Source organism: Pseudomonas sp. ES1 (genome assembly GCF_050586605.1).
GTDB lineage: Bacteria > Pseudomonadota > Gammaproteobacteria > Pseudomonadales > Pseudomonadaceae > Aquipseudomonas > Aquipseudomonas sichuanensis.
Genome location: NZ_JBOBDM010000089.1, coordinates 1 through 16,603 on the forward strand (window position 1 = coordinate 1; position 16,603 = coordinate 16,603).

The following is a 16,603-nucleotide window of genomic DNA, read 5'->3' on the forward strand; positions in this document are numbered from 1 at the left end:
TTACCGGAGGACGCCAACACCCGCTGCCAGTCCGGCTCGTTCATGCGCCCGAGGATCCTGGCCTTGCCCTCGCCATTCACCGACACGAACAGCGCACTGGCATACCCGCTCTCGCGCTCACCCCCCGCGACCCGCTGCTGGCGGGCGAAGTGGTCGATGCAGCCGTTGTGGGTGACCAGCACCAGGTTGTGGCCGCTGCGCTTGCGTGCCAGGGCTTCGTCGGCGAACTGCTTGTCACAGGTTTCCAGCCAGTCCTGGGTGGCAGCGTCCTGGCCCAGCAGGAAGTGCGAAGTCTGCCGGGTGCGCAGCTTCGGGCTGCTGTACACGTCCGCCCCGGCCAGGCCCAGTTGCCGCAGGCCCTGGCCCACCCGGCCAGCCGCCTCGCTGCCGGCAACGGTGATACCGGTGGGGTCGTCCAGGCATGGCCCGGGGGCGCTGTCGCAGCGTTCGGCATGGCGGATCATCACCAGCACCGCGCCGTCTTTCCATTGCTGCAACAGGCCGCTTTCGCTCAGCTGTTGCTCGTTGCCAAGGTCCACGATGTGCGTCCTCGTCGCCAGCCAGGTACCTACGCCGGCCACGGCCATCAACAGGCCGATGGCGGCACTGATCAGCTTGCGCGAACGTCGGCGCTTGAGGCGGGCCGCAAGGGCAGGGTCGTGCAAGGTCGTGCTGGAAAGCATGTGCCACTCCGATGGCAGTGCGGCGTCGATTTTGGCCGCTGTAATGCCAGGCATTGTGCGAAGTGGCCTGTCGGAGGCCGGTGAAGTGGATGTGAAAAAAACATCCGGCAGCGGCGGCCTGGATGAAACTTCATTCGGCGGCCTACGCTGTAAACTGCCAGACCGCGATTCCGGAGCCCCCGATGCCCCCCATCCTTGAACTGGAAAGCGCCCGCCTGGTGTTGCGCCAATGGCAGGACGACGACCTGCGTGAGTTCGCCGCGCTGTGCGCCGACCCCCAGGTGATGCGCTATTTCCCGGCACCGATGACCCGCCTGGAGGCCGCTGCGCTGATCGGCCGGGTGCGTGGCCATTTCAATGAATTCGGCTTTGGCCTGTGGGCGCTGGAGCGCAAGGACAGCGGCGCCTTCATCGGCATGACCGGGCTGCTCAACGTCAATTTCGAGGCCCCGTTCGGCCCGGCGGTGGAGATTGGCTGGCGCCTGGCCCGGCGCCACTGGGGGCTGGGGTTCGCCAGCGAGGCGGCCTGGACCTGCCTGCGCTGTGCTTTCGCCCAATTGCGCCTGGAGGAGGTGGTGTCGTTCACTACCGAGGGCAATCTGCCGTCGCAGAAAGTCATGCAGGCCATCGGCATGCAGCAGGACCTGGACGGCAGCTTCGAACACCCCCGCCTGCCCGCCGGCCACCCCCTGCGCCCCCACGTGCTGTACCGCATCGACCGGGCCCGATGGCAGGACACCCTGCGTGGCTGACGGGGATGCCCCTCGACGGGGCCGCCGACAAACCCTGTATCATTTGCCGGTATAACCGCGCCGTAATGCCTTGCCAGGAGAACCTTCCATGAGTCACGTACTGGACGACCTTGTCGACCTGTTGAGCCTAGAGTCCATCGAGGAGAACCTGTTCCGTGGCCGCAGCCAGGACCTGGGCTTCCGCCAGCTGTACGGCGGCCAGGTGCTCGGCCAGTCGCTGTCGGCGGCCAGCCAGACGGTCGAAGATGCCCGCCACGTGCATTCGCTGCACGGCTATTTTTTGCGCCCCGGTGACGCCAGCATGCCGGTGGTCTACTCGGTGGACCGCGTGCGTGACGGCGGCAGCTTCAGCACCCGGCGGGTGACGGCGATCCAGAAGGGCCAGCCGATCTTCACCTGCAGCGCGTCGTTCCAGTACGACGAAGAGGGCTTTGAACACCAGGTGCAGATGCCCGACGTGGTCGGCCCGGAGAACCTGCCCAGCGAAGTCGAGCTGGCCAGCGCCATGGCCGACCAGTTGCCTGAGCGCATTCGCGACAAGGTGCTGTGCGCCAAGCCGATCGAAATCCGCCCGGTCACCGAGCGCGACCCGTTCAACCCCAAGCCGGGCGACCCGGTCAAGTACGCCTGGTTCCGCGCCGACGGCAACCTGGCGGACATCCCCGCGCTGCACAAGTACCTGCTGGCCTACGCCTCGGACTTCGGCCTGCTGACCACCGCGCTGCTGCCCCACGGCAAGTCGGTGTGGCAGAAGGACATGCAGATCGCCAGCCTCGACCACTCGCTGTGGTTCCACCGCAACCTGCGCGCCGACGAGTGGCTGCTGTACGCCACCGACAGCCCCTGGGCCGGCAATGCCCGTGGCTTCTGCCGTGGCAGCATCTTCAACCGCGCCGGGCAATTGGTCGCCTCGTCCACCCAGGAAGGTCTGATCCGTCACCGCAAGGACTGGGCATGAGCCTCGGCGATATCCGCCACTGGGTGTTCGATATGGACGGCACCCTGACCGTCGCGGTGCATGACTTTGCGGCCATTCGCGAGGCGCTCGACATCCCGGCCGAGCACGACATCCTCACCCACCTGGCCGCACTGCCGGCTACGGAGGCGGCGGCCAAGCATGCCTGGTTGCTCGAGCATGAGCGCGACCTGGCGATTGCCTCGCAAGCTTCTGAGGGCGCGGTGGAGCTGGTGCGCGAACTGGCTGGGCGCGGTTGCCGCCTGGCGATCCTGACCCGCAACGCCCGCGAGCTGGCCCATGTCACCCTGGAAGCCATCGGCCTGGCCGACTGCTTCCCGATCGAGCATGTGCTTGGCCGCGACGAGGCGACGCCCAAGCCCGATCCGGACGGGTTGTTGCAGATTGCCCGGGCATGGGCGGTGGCCCCGGGCGAGATGGTGATGGTCGGCGACTATCGCTTTGACCTGGACTGCGGGCGAGCCGCTGGCACCAGGACCGTGCTGGTCAACCTGCCGGACAACCCCTGGCCGGAGCTGGCCGACTGGCATGCGGCGGATTGCCGGGCGCTGAGGGCGTTGCTGGGCTGACACCGCACCGCCCTCATCGCCGGCAAGCCGGCTCCCACAGGTACAGCGGAGCGCGGTCATTGTGGGAGCCGGCTTGCCGGCGATAGGGCCACATTGGCCTGAAGATCTGACTAAGCTGCTCTGCACCTTTCCCCTCGATGGAGACCCCTCGAATGAGCAGCAAGGCGATCTACGTCCTCCCCGGCGGCGGCTACGACAAGGTCCAGGTCGGCACCTGCGAGGCCGCCGCGCCCAGCGCCGGCGAAATCACCGTGCGCCTGCACGCCAGTTCCCTCAACTACCACGACTTCGCCGTGGTCAGCGGCATGTGGGGCCCGAGCGAGCGGCGCATCCCCATGGCCGATGGCGCCGGCGAGGTGATCGCGGTCGGTGCCGGGGTCACTGAGTTCAAGGTCGGCGATGCGGTGGTCAGCACCTTCTTCCCCGACTGGCTCGCCGGCCAGGCCCAGGTCGAAGGCTTCGCCAGCGTGCCCGGCGACGGCATCGACGGCTATGCCCGCGAGCAGGTGACCGCCCGCGCCACGTCCTTCACCCACGCCCCCAAAGGCTACAGCCACGCCGAGGCGGCCACCCTGACCACCGCCGGCCTTACCGCCTGGCGGGCACTGATGAGCGACGACCACCTCAAGCCCGGCGACACGGTGCTGGTGCAGGGCACCGGCGGCGTTTCGATCTTCGCCCTGCAGTTCGCCAAGCTGGCCGGCGCCACGGTGATCGCCACTTCGTCCAGCGATGCCAAGCTCGAGCGGCTCAAGGCGCTGGGTGCTGACCACCTGATCAATTACAAGACCACCCCGGCGTGGGGCGAGCAGGTGCGCAAGCTCACCGACAACCGTGGTGTCGATCATGTGATCGAAGTGGGCGGTCCGGCCACGCTTGAGCAATCGATGATCGCTGCACGGATTGGGGGCCATGTGTCGTTGATCGGCATCCTCACTGGTGTGGCCGGGCAGTTGCCGCTGGTTCAGGCGCTGGTGCGGCAGATTCGCCTGCAAGGGGTGCTGGTGGGCTGCCGCGAGCAGCAGCAGGCCATGGTTCGCGCTATCGATGCCAATGGCTTGCGGCCGGTGGTGGATAAGCACTTTGAGTTGGAGCAGATCGTCGAGGCGTTCAGGTATCAGGAGAGCAACAAGCATTTTGGGAAGATTTGCTTGAGTTGGTGAGCTGCAGGTCAGGGCTTTTGAGGCGGGGGCCATGTAGGTGTTCGTCATGGGATCGCATTTGGGCGAACAGGTGCATGGCGATGGATTTGCAGCGCCCTTGAGATCGAGCGCCGCCCGCGCGGCGCATCGCTGGCAAGCCAGCTCCCACATTTGTTTCGGGCCAGTTACTCCTGTTGTTTCATCGCTGTACGCCTTGTTGGCACGACGCGGTATTGAGGTGGGCACCACTGGCGCCTCGCCTGACTTGAGACATGCAGCAAGGCGGGCAGCGGTACCCTCACAGGCATAATTGGCCCGAAACAGATGTGGGAGCTGGCTTGCCAGCGATGCGCCGCGCGGGCGGCGCTCGATTTCACAGGCGCTGCAACCCTGTCGGCAAACACCAGCAAGCCATCACGCCCCGCCCGCACGAGGCAAATCCACAGTAACCAGCAACCCACCCCCCAACCGCGCCCCCAGCGTCAGCGAACCCCCATGGGCATTGGCGATACCGGCAGCAATGCTCAACCCCAGGCCATGCCCCCCACCACTGCGCGACGGGTCAACCTGATAAAACGGCTCCAGCACCTGGCCCAGGTGCTCGCTGTCGATACCCGGCCCCCGGTCACCCACCTGGATACGCAAGCGCTCCGGGCTATCGTGCACCTCGATATCCACAGGCCCCGGCGCATGCCGGTGGGCGTTGTCCAGCAGGTTCTGCAGGCAGCGGCGCAGGCCGCTGGCGTGGGCGTTGAGCGGGCGGGCCTGGCCGTGCAGGCGCAGCTCGCCACCGAGGTCTTCGAAGTCGGCCTGCAGGGCGCGCAGCAGCGCGTCGATAGCCACAGGCTCGCGGGCATTTTCCAGCTCGCCGCTGCGCAGAAAGTCCAGGCTAGCGGCCACCATGTCCTCCATCTGCTGCAGGTCAGCGCGAAAGCGCTGGCGCAGGTTCTCCTGCGGCAGTAGTTCGGTGCGCAGGCGCAGGCGGGTGATCGGCGTGCGCAGGTCGTGGGACACGGCGGCAAAGAAACGGGTGCGCTCGGCGATGCTGTCGATCAGCCGTTGCTGCATGGCGTTGAACGCCTGGGCCGCCTGGCGCACCTCCTGGGGGCCATCGAGGTTCAGCGGCGGGCGGTGGATATCCTGGCCCAGGGCTTCGGCGGCGGCGGCCATCTGCCTGAGCGGGCGCAAGGCGATACGCACCGCGATCAAGGCCAGCAGCACCACCACCACGGTGCGCAGCAGGTAGATGCGGAACAGGAAATCGAACACCAGCGAGCCGATCGAGGCGCTGCGCCAACCCTGGTCTTCGGTGCTTTGCAGGTACAGCAACTGGCCGTCGGGCAGGGTCAGCTCGACAACGCTGCGCACACTGGCCGGCGCCCCGCGCATCAGCAGGCCGGCGCCACCGGGCTGGTTGTCGGGGGCGAGCAGTTGCAGGTGCAGCAGGCGCAGGGGCGCCGGCGCGCCGGTGCGTTCGCTGAGCAGCCGGCGCAGCAGTGCGTCCTGCTCGGGCGTGGCCGGTGCGAGCCCGGCCGGCGCTGCTGGCAACTGCTGCCAGCGCGACGACGCCATGCCTTCGAGCAACGCCGGCAACTGCGCCGGCCGCTCGCGGGCCACCTGCAACAGGTCGGCGAGGCGCCCGGCGAGCAGGCGCAGAGGGATTTCCAGCACCTGGGTCTGGCGCACTTCGTACCAGATGCTGCTGGTGAGCAGCTGCGAGGCGAGCATGCCACCGACCAGGATCAGCACCAGGCGGCCATGCAGCGAACGTGGCCAGCCGCGCTTCATTCGCTGGCCACGTCATTGACCGTGAGCATGTAGCCCTCGTTGCGCACGGTGCGGATCAGCGCCGGGTTGCGCGGGTGGTCGCCCAGGTGCTGGCGCAGGCGGCTGACGCACACATCGATGCTGCGGTCGAAGGGTTCGCGCTCGCGGCCGAATACATGGTTGAGCAAAAAGTCGCGGCTCAGGGCGCGGTTGGGGTGCTGCAGGAACAGCCGCAGCAAGCGGTAGTCGGAGCTGCCCAGGCTGACCACCAGGCCATCAGGCGAGCGCAGCTGGCGGGTGGCGGTGTCCAGGCGCCAGCCGGCGAAGCGCAGCTGGCTGGCTTCGTCCACACGGGCGCGCTCGGGGAAGCTCTGGGTACGGCGCAGCACCACCTTGATCCGCGCCAGCAGCTCGCGTGGGTCGAACGGCTTGGCCAGGTAGTCGTCGGCGCCCATCTCCAGGCCGACGATGCGGTCCACCAGGGTGCCGCGGGCGGTCAGCATGATCACCGGGATATTGCTCTGCACCCGCAGCTCGCGGCACAGGGTCAGGCCGTCTTCGCCGGGCAGCATCAGGTCCAGCACCACCAGGTCGACCAGGCGCTCGGCCAGGCAGCGGCGCATGTCGCGGCCATGGGCCGCCACCGAAGTGCGCAGGCCGGCTTCTTCCAGGTAGAGGGACAGCAACTGGCGGATCTCGGGGTCGTCATCGACGATCAGGATGTGGTCGGGCTTGGACATGGGGCGGGCCTGTAGGTTGGAAGCGCAGGGCACCTTACACCGCGCTTGCTTCAGCGAATGTAACGGAATGTTTTGGGCGACCGAAGGCCTGCCGGGCCGTACATTTGCGCACACAAGATGGCGTGGGGCCGTCTTTAGAATTGCGCCACTCAAATGCGACTGATTTTCTTTAAGGACTTCACATGCCCCACGCATCCTCCCCGCGCCTCCCGGCGACCCTGGCGCCGGCCTTCGGCCTGATGCTGGGCGCCTGCGCCTTGCCAGCCCTGGCCGATACGCTCGACCTGCCCGCCACCCGGGTGGACGGCAAGCAGGACCGCTACAAGGTCGACACGGTGACCTCGAGCAAGATCACCACGCCCTTGCTGGATGCGCCGCAGAGCATCAGCGTGGTGCCGCGCACGGTGCTGGAGGAGCAGAACGCGCAGAGCCTGCAGGAGGTGTTGCGCAATGTGCCGGGCATCACCTTCATGTCGGGTGAGGGCAACCTGGGCTGGGGCGACCTGTTCTCCATTCGCGGCTTCGCCGCCGAGCAGAGCATGACCGTCGATGGCGTGCGCGACGCCGGCATGGCCAGCCGCAACGACACCTTCAACCTGGAGCAGGCCGAGGTCTACAAGGGCACCGGCTCCGTGGAGTCGGGCGTGTCGGCCGTGGGCGGTAGCGTCAACCTGGTCAGCAAGCGTGCGCACCTGGGCGATGCCGGCAAGCTCTCGGCAGGCATCGGCACAGACAACTACAAGCGCCTGACCGCCGACGTCAACCGCCAGCTCAATGACACCAGCGCCGTGCGCGTCAACCTGATGAAGCACTACAACGCGGTGTCCGAGCGCGACGAGGTGGACTACGACCGCTGGGGCCTGGCCACCTCGTTCGGTTTCGGCCTGGGCACCGACACCCGGCTGTGGCTCGACGCGTTCTACCAGAAAGACCGCAACACCCCGGATGGCGGTGTACCGATCCAGCGCGGCACCGATGGCAAGCGCATGCCGGGCGTCGACCGCGATGCCTGGTACGGCGATTCGAGCCTGTATACCCAGCGCAGCGAAACCCGCTCGCTGACCGGCCTGTTCGAACACGACTTCAGCGACGACCTGACCCTGCGCAACCAACTGCGCTGGCAGCAGACCGACAACTGGGCGGTGCTGTCGCCGGCCCGTTTCGTCGCCGCCAATGCCGACGGCAGCCGCACCTGCACCGGCACCCGCTGCGCCAGCCTGGGCTATGTCGGGCTGGGGCCGCGCAGCTCGATCAACGGTATCAGCGCCTACACCGACTACGCCAACAGCGCCAGTGGCTACGGCTACCTGCGCGGCAGCGACTTCGGCCTGTCCAAGCGCTACGAGATCGTCGACAACCAGACCGACCTGCGCTTCAACCTCGACACCGGCGGCATTCACCACGAGGCCGTGACGGGTGTCGAGCTGTACCGCGAAACCTACGGCGGCCTGCACAAGAGCATGAAGGTGCCGGACGGTTCGATGTTCTTCAACCTGTCCGACCCGGCCCACAGCTTTGCCTCGACCCGCACCGACAAGGGCTACGGCGACCCGCGCAGCGTAGTGAAGGACGCGGCCCTGTACGCCTCCGACACCCTCACCCTGGACCCGCAATGGCAACTGCTGCTGGCCCTGCGGTATGACCACTGGCAGGTCGACAGCGAGCGCTCCACCGGCAGCAGCAGTAGCCGCGACGATGCCTTCGGCGGGCGCGCCGGGGTGGTCTACAAGCCGCTGCCCAACGGCAGCATCTACCTGTCCTACAGCCAGGCCGCGCAGCCGTCGGCGGTGGGGGCCAGCACCAACAACCAGATCTACGGCGCGGCCAGCACCGAAGCCTACAAGCCGGCGGTGTCGAAAACCTACGAGCTGGGCACCAAGTGGGAACTGCTCGACGAGCGCCTGAACCTGACTGCCGCACTGTTCCGCACCGAGCTCGAAGACAGCTGGGAATACAGCGAAGGCGAGACCTCGCCGGTGCGTGCGTTGCCGGCCAAGCGGGTCGATGGCATCGAGCTGGGCCTGCAGGGGCAGCTCACCCAGCGCTGGTCGGCCTATGCCGGTTTCGCCGCGATGAAGAGCCGCCAGACCAAGGGCGCCAACAAGGGCGAGGAAGCCAAGAACGTCCCCGACCTGACCGCCAACCTGTGGACCACCTACGACCTCACCGACCAGCTCAGCCTGAGCTACGGGGCCGACTACGTGGGGCGGCGCCGCTACAGCGACAACAAGTACGTCGGCGGGCTGAACAACAACAGCAGCTACGCCAATGGGCCGAGCGGGGTCTACACGGTCTACACCCGCGACCATGAGAAGGCGCCGTCCTACTGGTTGCACAGCCTGGCGGCGCGCTACAAGGTCGACCGCCAGACCACGCTCAACCTGAACGTGTCGAACCTGTTCAACACCTTCTACTACAGCCGCGTCGGCGCCTCGCTCGACGGCTTCCAGCTGTATGGCGTGCCGGGGGCCGGGCGCACCCTGACCGCCAGCGTGGATTACAGCTTCTGATGCTGGTGCAGATCGAAAACCTGTTCAGCGCCGACGAACTACGCGGGCTGCGCCAGCAATTGCTGGCGCAGCCCTGGGTCGATGGCAAGGCCACGGCCGGCGTGCAGTCGGCCCAGGCCAAGCACAACCGCCAGCTGGACGAGGACGACCCGGTCGCCCGCCAGCTGGGCGGGCTGATCCTGCAGCGGCTGTCGGACAACCCGTTGTTCATGTCCGCCGCCCTGCCCAAGCGCATCTACCCGCCGCTGTTCAATCGCTACGCGGCGGGCGAGGGGTTCGGCTTTCACATCGACAACGCCATCCGCGGCATCAAGGGCGTGCGCGAGCGGGTGCGTACCGACCTGTCGGTGACCTTGTTCCTGGCTGAACCGGACAGCTACGACGGCGGTGAACTGGTGATCCGCGACACCTTCGGCGAGCGCCAGGTCAAGCTGCCGGCCGGGCACCTGGTGCTGTATCCGGGCAGCAGTGTGCACCGGGTAGCGCCGGTGACCCGCGGCGAGCGCCTGGCGGCGTTTTTCTGGATCGAAAGCCTGGTGCGCGAGGACAGCCAGCGCAGCCTGCTGCTGGACATGGACGTGGCGATCCAGCGCCTGACGGCACAACAGGCCGACGCCGGTTCGTTGCTGGAACTGACCGGCGTGTACCACAACCTGCTCCGTCGCTGGGGCGACACCTGACCTTGGGAGGTCACCCATGTTTCAACCCTCTTCCTGGCGGCGCCTGCTGGCGCTGCCCTTGATGCTCGGTGCCTGGCTTGGCCTGGCGCAACCGGCCAGCGCGGTGCAGGTCACCGATGTGCTCGGGCGCACGGTCACGGTCGCGCAAACGCCGCAGCGTATCGTGCTCGGCGAAGGCCGGCTGTTCTTCGCCCTGGCCTTGCTCGACCGCGACAACCCCTTCGGGCGGGTGGTCGGCTGGCAGAACGACATGCGCCTGCTCGACCCGCACACCTATGAGGTGTATGCCCAGCGCTATCCGCAAATTGCCAAGCTGCCGTTGATCGGCCAGGCCTCGGAGCAGAGCGTCAGCGCCGAGCAGATCCTGGCCTTGAAGCCGGACCTGGCGGTGTTCAGCATCGCCGGTGAGGGCCCGACCCAGCACAGCCCGGTGGCCGACCTGCTGGCCAAGGCCGGGGTGCCGGTGCTGTTCATCGACTTTCGCGTGCACCCGATCGACAACACCCGGGTCAGCCTGCGTGCGCTCGGCACATTGTTCGACCGTGAGCAGCAGGCCGAGCAATACCTGAGCCTGTATGACCGGCACCTGAAACAGGTCACCGACGCGGTGGCCGGGCTGCCCGACAGCCAGCGGCCGAAGGTGTTCCTCGAACTGCTGGCCGGGGTCTGGCAGGCGCCGGGGCACACCACCGGCAAGAGTGGGCTGGGCAGCCTGGTGGCGGCCGTCGGCGGGCATAACATCGGCGCCGATGTGGTGCCTGGCGCAGTGGGCGACGTGAGTGTCGAGTACGTGCTGCAGGCCGACCCCGACGTGTACATCGCCACCGGCAACCGTGCACCGGGTGTGCTGCTGGGAGCCGGCGTAGCCACCGACACTGCGCGCCAGAGCCTGGCGCGGATTACCGCCCGCCCCGAGTTCGCGCCGCTGCGGCCGATCCAGGCCGGGCAGGCTCATGGCTTGTGGCATGACTTCTACAACTCACCGTTCAACATCCTCGCCATCGAAGCCATGGCGCGCTGGATTCACCCCGAGCGCTTCAAGGACCTCGACCCACAGGCCACCCTGGCCGAGATCAATCGCCTGTTGAACATCGGCCTGGACGGCCAGTACTGGGTCGACGCCCGGTGACCGCGTTGGCGCAGGATGGCGCAGCCCTGGCGGCCGGGCGCTACCGGCGCCTGCTGTGGCGGCGCAGCGGGTTGGTGCTGGGCTTGGCGGCGCTGTTGCTGCTGTCGGTGTTGCTGGACCTGGCCAGTGGCGCCTCGGGCATGGGCCTGGGGCAACTGCTGCACGGCCTGCTCGACCCCGCGACCCTGAGCGGCACCGAGCGGGTGATCATCTGGAACGTGCGCCTGCCCTATTCGCTGATGGCAGTGTTGGTGGGGGCTGCGTTGGCCCTGGCCGGGGCCGAGATGCAGGCGATCCTCGACAACCCGCTGGCCAGCCCGTTCACCCTGGGTGTGTCGTCGGCGGCGGCACTCGGCGCGTCGCTGGCCATCGCTTATCCGCTGGGCGTGGCCTGGCTGGCGCCGGGCGTGCAGGTGACGCTGATGGCGTTCGTCTTCGCCTGCCTGTCGGTGGTGTTGCTGCAGGCCATGGCGCGGCTGCGCGGCGCCGGCGTCGAGAGCCTGGTGCTGTTCGGCATCGCCCTGGTGTTCAGCTGCAATGCGCTGGTGTCGCTGCTGCAGTTGCTGGCGACCGAGGACGTGCTGCAGCAGCTGGTGTTCTGGACCTTGGGCAGCGTGGCCAGGGCCGATTGGCAGAAGCTCGGCATCCTCGCCTTGGTGCTGGCCGCGTTGTTGCCCTTCTCGCTGCGCGCAGCGCCGGCCATGACCCTGCTGCGCATGGGCGAGGAGCGGGCGCGCAGCTTTGGTGTCGACACCCGGCGCCTGCGTTTCGCCTCGCTGGTGCGCATCAGCCTGCTGTCGGCCACTGCCGTGGCCTTTGTCGGCACCATCGGTTTCGTCGGCCTGGTGGGGCCGCATATCGCCCGTTTGCTGGTGGGCGAGGATCAGCGCTTCCTGCTGCCGGCGAGCGCGCTGGTGGGTGCACTGCTGCTGTCGCTGTCGTCGATTGCCAGCAAGCTGATCCTGCCCGGGGTGATTGTGCCGGTGGGCATTGTCACCGCGCTGGTGGGGGTGCCGGTGTTCGTGGTGCTGGTGTTCCGCCGGGGGAGAAACCTGTGAGCCTGTTGATCGATCAATTGTCGGTGGCGTATGGCGCACGGCAGGTACTGCACCAGGTGAGCTTGCCTGAGTTACCGGCTGGCAGCCTGGTGGCGCTGGTGGGGCCGAACGGCGCGGGCAAGTCGACCTTGCTGCGGGCGTTGGCGGGGCTTGAACCCATGCAGGGTTCGCTGACGCTGGACGGTGATGAGGTGACTCGGCTGGGCGTTGCCGAGCGCTCGCGGCGGCTGGCTTACATGCCCCAGCAACTGCCCCCGGGGATCGCCCTGGGGGTGCTGGAAAGCATCATCGTCGGTTTGCGCGTGGGCGGGGCCGACAACCCGCTGGGTACGGCATTCGAGGCGCTGCGCCGGTTAGGGATCGAGCACCTGGCCGAGCAGCCGTTGGGCAGCCTGTCCGGGGGGCAGCGGCAACTGGTGGCGCTGGCCCAGCTGCTGGCGCGCAACCCTCGGGTATTGCTGCTGGACGAGCCGACCAGCGCGCTGGACCTGCATTACCAGTTGCGGGTGATGGATGCGGTGCGTGAGCGGGTTGTCGCCCATCGCTTGCTGGCGGTGGCGGTGCTGCATGACATCAACCTGGCGGCCAGCCATGCCGACTGGCTGGTGGTGCTCAGTGCGGGGCGGGTGGTGGCCTGCGGTACACCGGAGCAGGTGCTGGTGCCGGGGCTGCTGGCCGAGGTGTATGGCGTCGAGGCGCGGGTGGAGCGCTGTTCGCGGGGGCGTTTGCAGGTGTTGGTGGATCGGGCGGCGGGGTGAGCTGTGCGGGCCCTATCGCGGGGCCCGAACGGATTACACCGGTGCTTGATCCGGCACCAACCGATCCCGGCTGTTGGACAGGTGCAAGCACACCGCCGCCCGCGCGGCGTCCGGGTCCTGGCGGCGGATGGCATTGAGGATCGCCTCGTGCTCCAGGTTGGCCAGGTACGCCTGCCTTGCCAGCCTGGCTCCGGCGCGGTCGGCCTGGGCCAGGCGGTTGCGCGGGATCAGCGCGCTGCCCAGGTGCGCCATCATCTCGCCGAAGTACAGGTTGCCGGTGGCCTCGGCGATCAGCAGGTGGAAGCGCCGGTCGGCTTCGATGCAACTGTCGCCGGCGGCGGCCAGGTCTTGATAGTCGTCCAGGGCCTGGCGCATCTGCGCCAGGTGCCGATCGGTGCGGCGCAAGGCGGCCAGCGCGGCAGCCTGGCCTTCCAGGCCGATGCGCAGCTCCAGCAGGTCACGCACGCTGGCGGCGCTTTCGGCGCCCACCCGCAGGCCGGCCTGGGCCTGGCGTTCGATGACGAAGGTGCCGATGCCGTGGCGCGGCTCCACCAGGCCCGAGGCCTGCAACTTGGACAGCGCTTCACGGACCACGGTGCGGCTGATGCCGTGCTCACGCACCAGGGTGTTTTCCGAGGGCAAGCGGTCGCCGGGCCTGAAGGTGCCCAGCAGGATCTGCTGGGTCAGGCTGGAGACCAGGTCGTGGGCGCGGCTGTGGCCGCGTTTGCGCGGGGTGTCTTGGGTGTCCATGCGGGGCTCGCTGAGGCGCCGGCACAAGTGGCTGGCCGATCCGCCGAGCCTAGCAGGCTTGCTTGTACGACAAGTTAAAAAAATGAAAATAATTTACCCCATTGACCAGCCGCAGTTACTTGCGCGTGAGTGACTTGTTTTTATCATTTCGCTGCTTTTAGGCGTTTTATCTACTTGTATTTTGCTTTTTGCTGCCTGTTTTCGATCTTGTCGTACAACTTTGCGACGCCTATGATTCGTTCACCTGGATGTCAGACAACAGGGTGTTTGCCCAACGCCCGGACCTCCATCGACCCGCACAAAAACAATTAGTGGGAGATACACCTGTGAACCACACCCTCGATCCGTCCGCCGGGCGCGATGCCGTGCTGAGCAGCGCGGTGGCCAAGGTCAAGCGCCACGTCCTGCCGCTGTTCGTCATCATGTTCATCGTCAACTACCTGGACCGCGTCAACATCGGTTTCGTCCGCCCGCACCTGGAGAGTGACCTGGGTATCAGCGCGGCGGCCTATGGCTTCGGCGCCGGGCTGTTCTTCATCGGTTACGCGCTGTTCGAAGTGCCGTCGAACATGCTGTTGCAGAAGGTCGGCGCGCGCCTGTGGCTGACCCGCATCATGTTCACCTGGGGCCTGGTGGCCACGGCCATGGCCTTCGTGCAGAACGAAACCCAGTTCTACGTGCTGCGCTTTCTGCTGGGGGTTGCCGAGGCCGGGTTCTTCCCAGGGGTGATCTACTACTTCACCCGCTGGCTGCCGGCCGCCGAACGCGGCAAGGCCATCGCCATCTTCCTCAGTGGCTCGGCCGTGGCCTCGTTGATCTCCGGGCCGTTGGCCGGGGCGCTGATGCAGATCCAGGGCATGGGCCTGCACGGCTGGCAATGGATGCTGTTCATCGAAGGCATGGCCTCGGTGGCGCTGTGCTTCTTCGTGTTCTTCTGGCTCGACTCCAAACCCCATGACGCCAAGTGGCTGAGCCGCGAAGAGCAGGACGCGCTGGTGGCGGCCATCGACCAGGAGCAGCGTGAGCGCGAGGCGGGCGGGGTGGTCAAGGCGTCGTCCTGGAGCCTGCTCAAGGACCGCCAGATCCTGCTGTTCTGCCTGATCTACTTCTGCATCCAGCTGACCATCTATGCCGCGACCTTCTGGCTGCCGAGCATCATCAAGCGCATGGGCGACCTCAGCGACCTGCAGGTGGGCTTCTTCAACTCCATCCCCTGGCTGATCTCGATCATCGCCATGTACAGCTTCGCCGCCTGCGCCCGGCGCTGGCGCTTCCAGCAGGCCTGGGTGGCGGTGGCGCTGCTGGTGGCGGCGACCGGCATGTTCATGTCCACGACCGGCGGGCCGGTGTTCGCCTTCGTCGCCGTGTGCTTTGCGGCCATCGGTTTCAAGGCGGCCTCGTCGCTGTTCTGGCCAATCCCCCAGGGCTACCTGGATGCACGGATCGCTGCGGCGGTGATCGCCCTGATCAACTCGGTGGGCAACCTCGGCGGCTTCGTCGCCCCCACCACCTTCGGCTTGCTGGAGCAGCAGACGGGTTCGATCCAGGGCGGTTTGTACGCCTTGGCGGTGACCTCGGTCGTGGCCGCCATTGCGGTGTTCTTCGTCCGTACCCGCGCCAAGGGCGTGCCTGCCCAAGACCTCAAGGCCGCCTCGGCCAACTGATTGCGAGAGAGACCTCATGAACATGCACAGCACCCCACAGGTTCAACACGACACCCCGGTAGTCACCGACCTGCGCGTGGTCCCGGTGGCCGGCCACGACAGCATGCTGCTCAACCTCAGTGGCGCCCATGGCCCGTACTTCACCCGCAACGTGGTGATCCTGCGCGACAGTGCCGGCAACACCGGCCTGGGCGAAGTGCCGGGCGGAGAGGCCATCCGCCAGACCCTGGAAGACGCTCGCGCGCTGGTGGTCGGCCAGCCTATCGGCCACTACCAGCGCGTGCTCAACGCCATGCGCCAGGCCTTCGCCGGGCGCGATGCCGGCGGGCGTGGCCTGCAGACCTTCGACCTGCGCATCACCGTGCATGCGGTGACTGCCATCGAGTCGGCGCTGCTCGACCTGCTCGGCCAGCACCTGGGCGTGCCCATGGCCGCGCTGCTCGGCGAAGGGCAGCAACGCGAAGCAGTGAAGATGCTCGGCTATCTGTTCTACATCGGTGACCGCAACCGTACCGAGCTGGCCTATCGCAACGAGGCCGACGCCGATGACGACTGGTTGCGCCTGCGCCATGAACAGGCCATGACCCCGGAGGCGGTGGTGCGCCTGGCCGAAGCCGCCAAGGCCCGCTACGGCTTCAACGACTTCAAGCTCAAGGGCGGGGTGCTGCGCGGCGAGGAGGAGATGGAAGCCGTCACCGCGCTGGCCGAACGCTTCCCCGAGGCGCGCATCACCCTCGACCCCAACGGTGCCTGGTCGCTGAAACAGGCCATCGCCCTGTGCCGCGACAAGCACGCCGTGCTGGCTTATGCCGAAGACCCCTGTGGCGCCGAGAACGGCTACTCCGGCCGTGAGGTGATGGCCGAGTTCCGTCGTGCCACCGGCCTGCCCACCGCCACCAACATGATCGCCACCGACTGGCGGCAGATGGGCCATGCGATCCAGTCGCAGGCGGTGGACATCCCCCTGGCCGACCCGCACTTCTGGACCCTGCAGGGCTCGGTGCGGGTGGCGCAGATGTGTCACGACTGGGGCCTGACCTGGGGCTCGCATTCCAACAACCACTTCGATATTTCGCTGGCCATGTTCACCCAGGTGGCCGCCGCCGCGCCGGGCGAGATCACCGCCATCGACACCCACTGGATCTGGCAGGACGGCCAGCGCCTGACCCGCGAGCCACTGCGCATCGTCGACGGCCATGTGCGGGTGCCGGAGCGTCCGGGGTTGGGGGTGCAACTGGATGAGGATCAACTGGCCAAGGCCCATGAGTGCTACCGCAACATGGGGCTGGGGGCGCGTGATGACAGCGTGGCGATGCAGTACCTGGTGCCGGGGTGGGCGTTCGACAACAAGCGGCCTTGCCTGGTGCGTTGATTTCTGTACGGGCCTCATCGCCGGCAAGCCGGCTCCCACAGGTTCAGCGCAAA

Annotated in this window: 15 protein-coding genes; 11 read left to right on the forward strand and 4 right to left on the reverse strand. The window is 67.2% G+C overall.

All coding sequences use genetic code 11. The features are described from left to right. The coding region (locus ACQ4N9_RS24955) for a histidine phosphatase family protein (protein WP_430933961.1) at positions 1–683 on the reverse strand (683 nt) is incomplete at its 3' end. A 182-nt stretch (positions 684–865) separates the two neighbouring features. On the opposite strand from ACQ4N9_RS24955, the gene ACQ4N9_RS24960 reads away from it, so the two are divergent. The 4 genes from ACQ4N9_RS24960 (at position 866) to ACQ4N9_RS24975 (ending at position 4,143) form a co-directional block, all read left to right on the forward strand. Next, entirely contained in the window at positions 866–1,435 is a 570-nt protein-coding gene (locus ACQ4N9_RS24960) for a GNAT family N-acetyltransferase (RefSeq protein WP_110992749.1), read from the forward strand. An 88-nt stretch (positions 1,436–1,523) separates the two neighbouring features. Beyond that, entirely contained in the window at positions 1,524–2,393 is an 870-nt protein-coding gene (gene tesB / locus ACQ4N9_RS24965) for an acyl-CoA thioesterase II (RefSeq protein ID WP_110992748.1), read from the forward strand. Next, the gene (locus ACQ4N9_RS24970) at positions 2,390–2,980 is read left to right on the forward strand and encodes an HAD family hydrolase (protein WP_390966735.1); all 591 of its coding nucleotides are present in this window, start codon (positions 2,390–2,392) and stop codon (positions 2,978–2,980) included. The genes tesB and ACQ4N9_RS24970 overlap by 4 nt, the downstream gene beginning before the upstream one ends. A gap of 152 nt (positions 2,981–3,132) precedes the next feature. Then, on the forward strand, positions 3,133–4,143 hold the full coding sequence (locus ACQ4N9_RS24975; protein ID WP_390966737.1) for a zinc-dependent alcohol dehydrogenase family protein: 1,011 nt from the start codon (positions 3,133–3,135) through the stop codon (positions 4,141–4,143). A gap of 393 nt (positions 4,144–4,536) precedes the next feature. Here ACQ4N9_RS24975 and ACQ4N9_RS24980 read toward each other — a convergent pair whose 3' ends face one another. Together ACQ4N9_RS24980 and ACQ4N9_RS24985 are read right to left on the reverse strand one after the other, a co-directional pair. Next, a complete protein-coding gene (locus tag ACQ4N9_RS24980) occupies positions 4,537–5,910 on the reverse strand; it encodes an ATP-binding protein (protein WP_390966739.1) in 1,374 nt (457 codons plus the stop codon). Further along, positions 5,907–6,629 (reverse strand): response regulator, encoded by a 723-nt coding sequence (locus ACQ4N9_RS24985; RefSeq protein WP_390966741.1) that lies wholly within the window; start codon positions 6,627–6,629, stop codon positions 5,907–5,909. Before ACQ4N9_RS24985 ends, ACQ4N9_RS24980 begins: the two co-directional genes overlap by 4 nt. Positions 6,630–6,811: 182 nt before the next feature. On the opposite strand from ACQ4N9_RS24985, the gene ACQ4N9_RS24990 reads away from it, so the two are divergent. From ACQ4N9_RS24990 to ACQ4N9_RS25010, 5 genes are read left to right on the forward strand one after another with little or no spacing between them, the layout of a single operon-like run. Further along, positions 6,812–9,139, forward strand: a complete 2,328-nt coding sequence (locus tag ACQ4N9_RS24990) for a TonB-dependent receptor (RefSeq protein ID WP_390966743.1) — start codon at positions 6,812–6,814, stop codon at positions 9,137–9,139. Next, the gene (locus tag ACQ4N9_RS24995; protein WP_390966745.1) at positions 9,139–9,819 is read left to right on the forward strand and encodes a Fe2+-dependent dioxygenase; all 681 of its coding nucleotides are present in this window, start codon (positions 9,139–9,141) and stop codon (positions 9,817–9,819) included. Before ACQ4N9_RS24990 ends, ACQ4N9_RS24995 begins: the two co-directional genes overlap by 1 nt. Before the next feature lie 16 nt (positions 9,820–9,835). Next, on the forward strand, positions 9,836–10,948 hold the full coding sequence (locus ACQ4N9_RS25000; protein ID WP_390966747.1) for an ABC transporter substrate-binding protein: 1,113 nt from the start codon (positions 9,836–9,838) through the stop codon (positions 10,946–10,948). Further along, positions 10,945–12,006, forward strand: a complete 1,062-nt coding sequence (locus ACQ4N9_RS25005; protein ID WP_390966749.1) for a FecCD family ABC transporter permease — start codon at positions 10,945–10,947, stop codon at positions 12,004–12,006. Before ACQ4N9_RS25000 ends, ACQ4N9_RS25005 begins: the two co-directional genes overlap by 4 nt. After that, positions 12,003–12,764: an ABC transporter ATP-binding protein gene (locus tag ACQ4N9_RS25010; RefSeq protein WP_390966751.1), complete on the forward strand. Its 762-nt coding sequence runs from the start codon at positions 12,003–12,005 to the stop codon at positions 12,762–12,764. Before ACQ4N9_RS25005 ends, ACQ4N9_RS25010 begins: the two co-directional genes overlap by 4 nt. A gap of 33 nt (positions 12,765–12,797) precedes the next feature. Here the strand turns inward: ACQ4N9_RS25010 and ACQ4N9_RS25015 are convergent, their stop codons facing one another. After that, complete coding sequence (locus ACQ4N9_RS25015; RefSeq protein WP_125857343.1) at positions 12,798–13,514, reverse strand: FadR/GntR family transcriptional regulator; 717 nt, start codon at positions 13,512–13,514, stop codon at positions 12,798–12,800. 326 nt (positions 13,515–13,840) lie between these two features. Here ACQ4N9_RS25015 and ACQ4N9_RS25020 point away from each other — a divergent pair, with 326 nt between their 5' ends. Both ACQ4N9_RS25020 and gudD read left to right on the forward strand, forming a co-directional pair. Beyond that, the gene (locus ACQ4N9_RS25020) at positions 13,841–15,178 is read left to right on the forward strand and encodes an MFS transporter (protein ID WP_430933967.1); all 1,338 of its coding nucleotides are present in this window, start codon (positions 13,841–13,843) and stop codon (positions 15,176–15,178) included. Between the two features lie 16 nt (positions 15,179–15,194). Then, complete coding sequence (gene gudD, locus ACQ4N9_RS25025) at positions 15,195–16,550, forward strand: glucarate dehydratase (protein ID WP_390966755.1); 1,356 nt, start codon at positions 15,195–15,197, stop codon at positions 16,548–16,550. Positions 16,551–16,603: the final 53 nt, after the last annotated feature.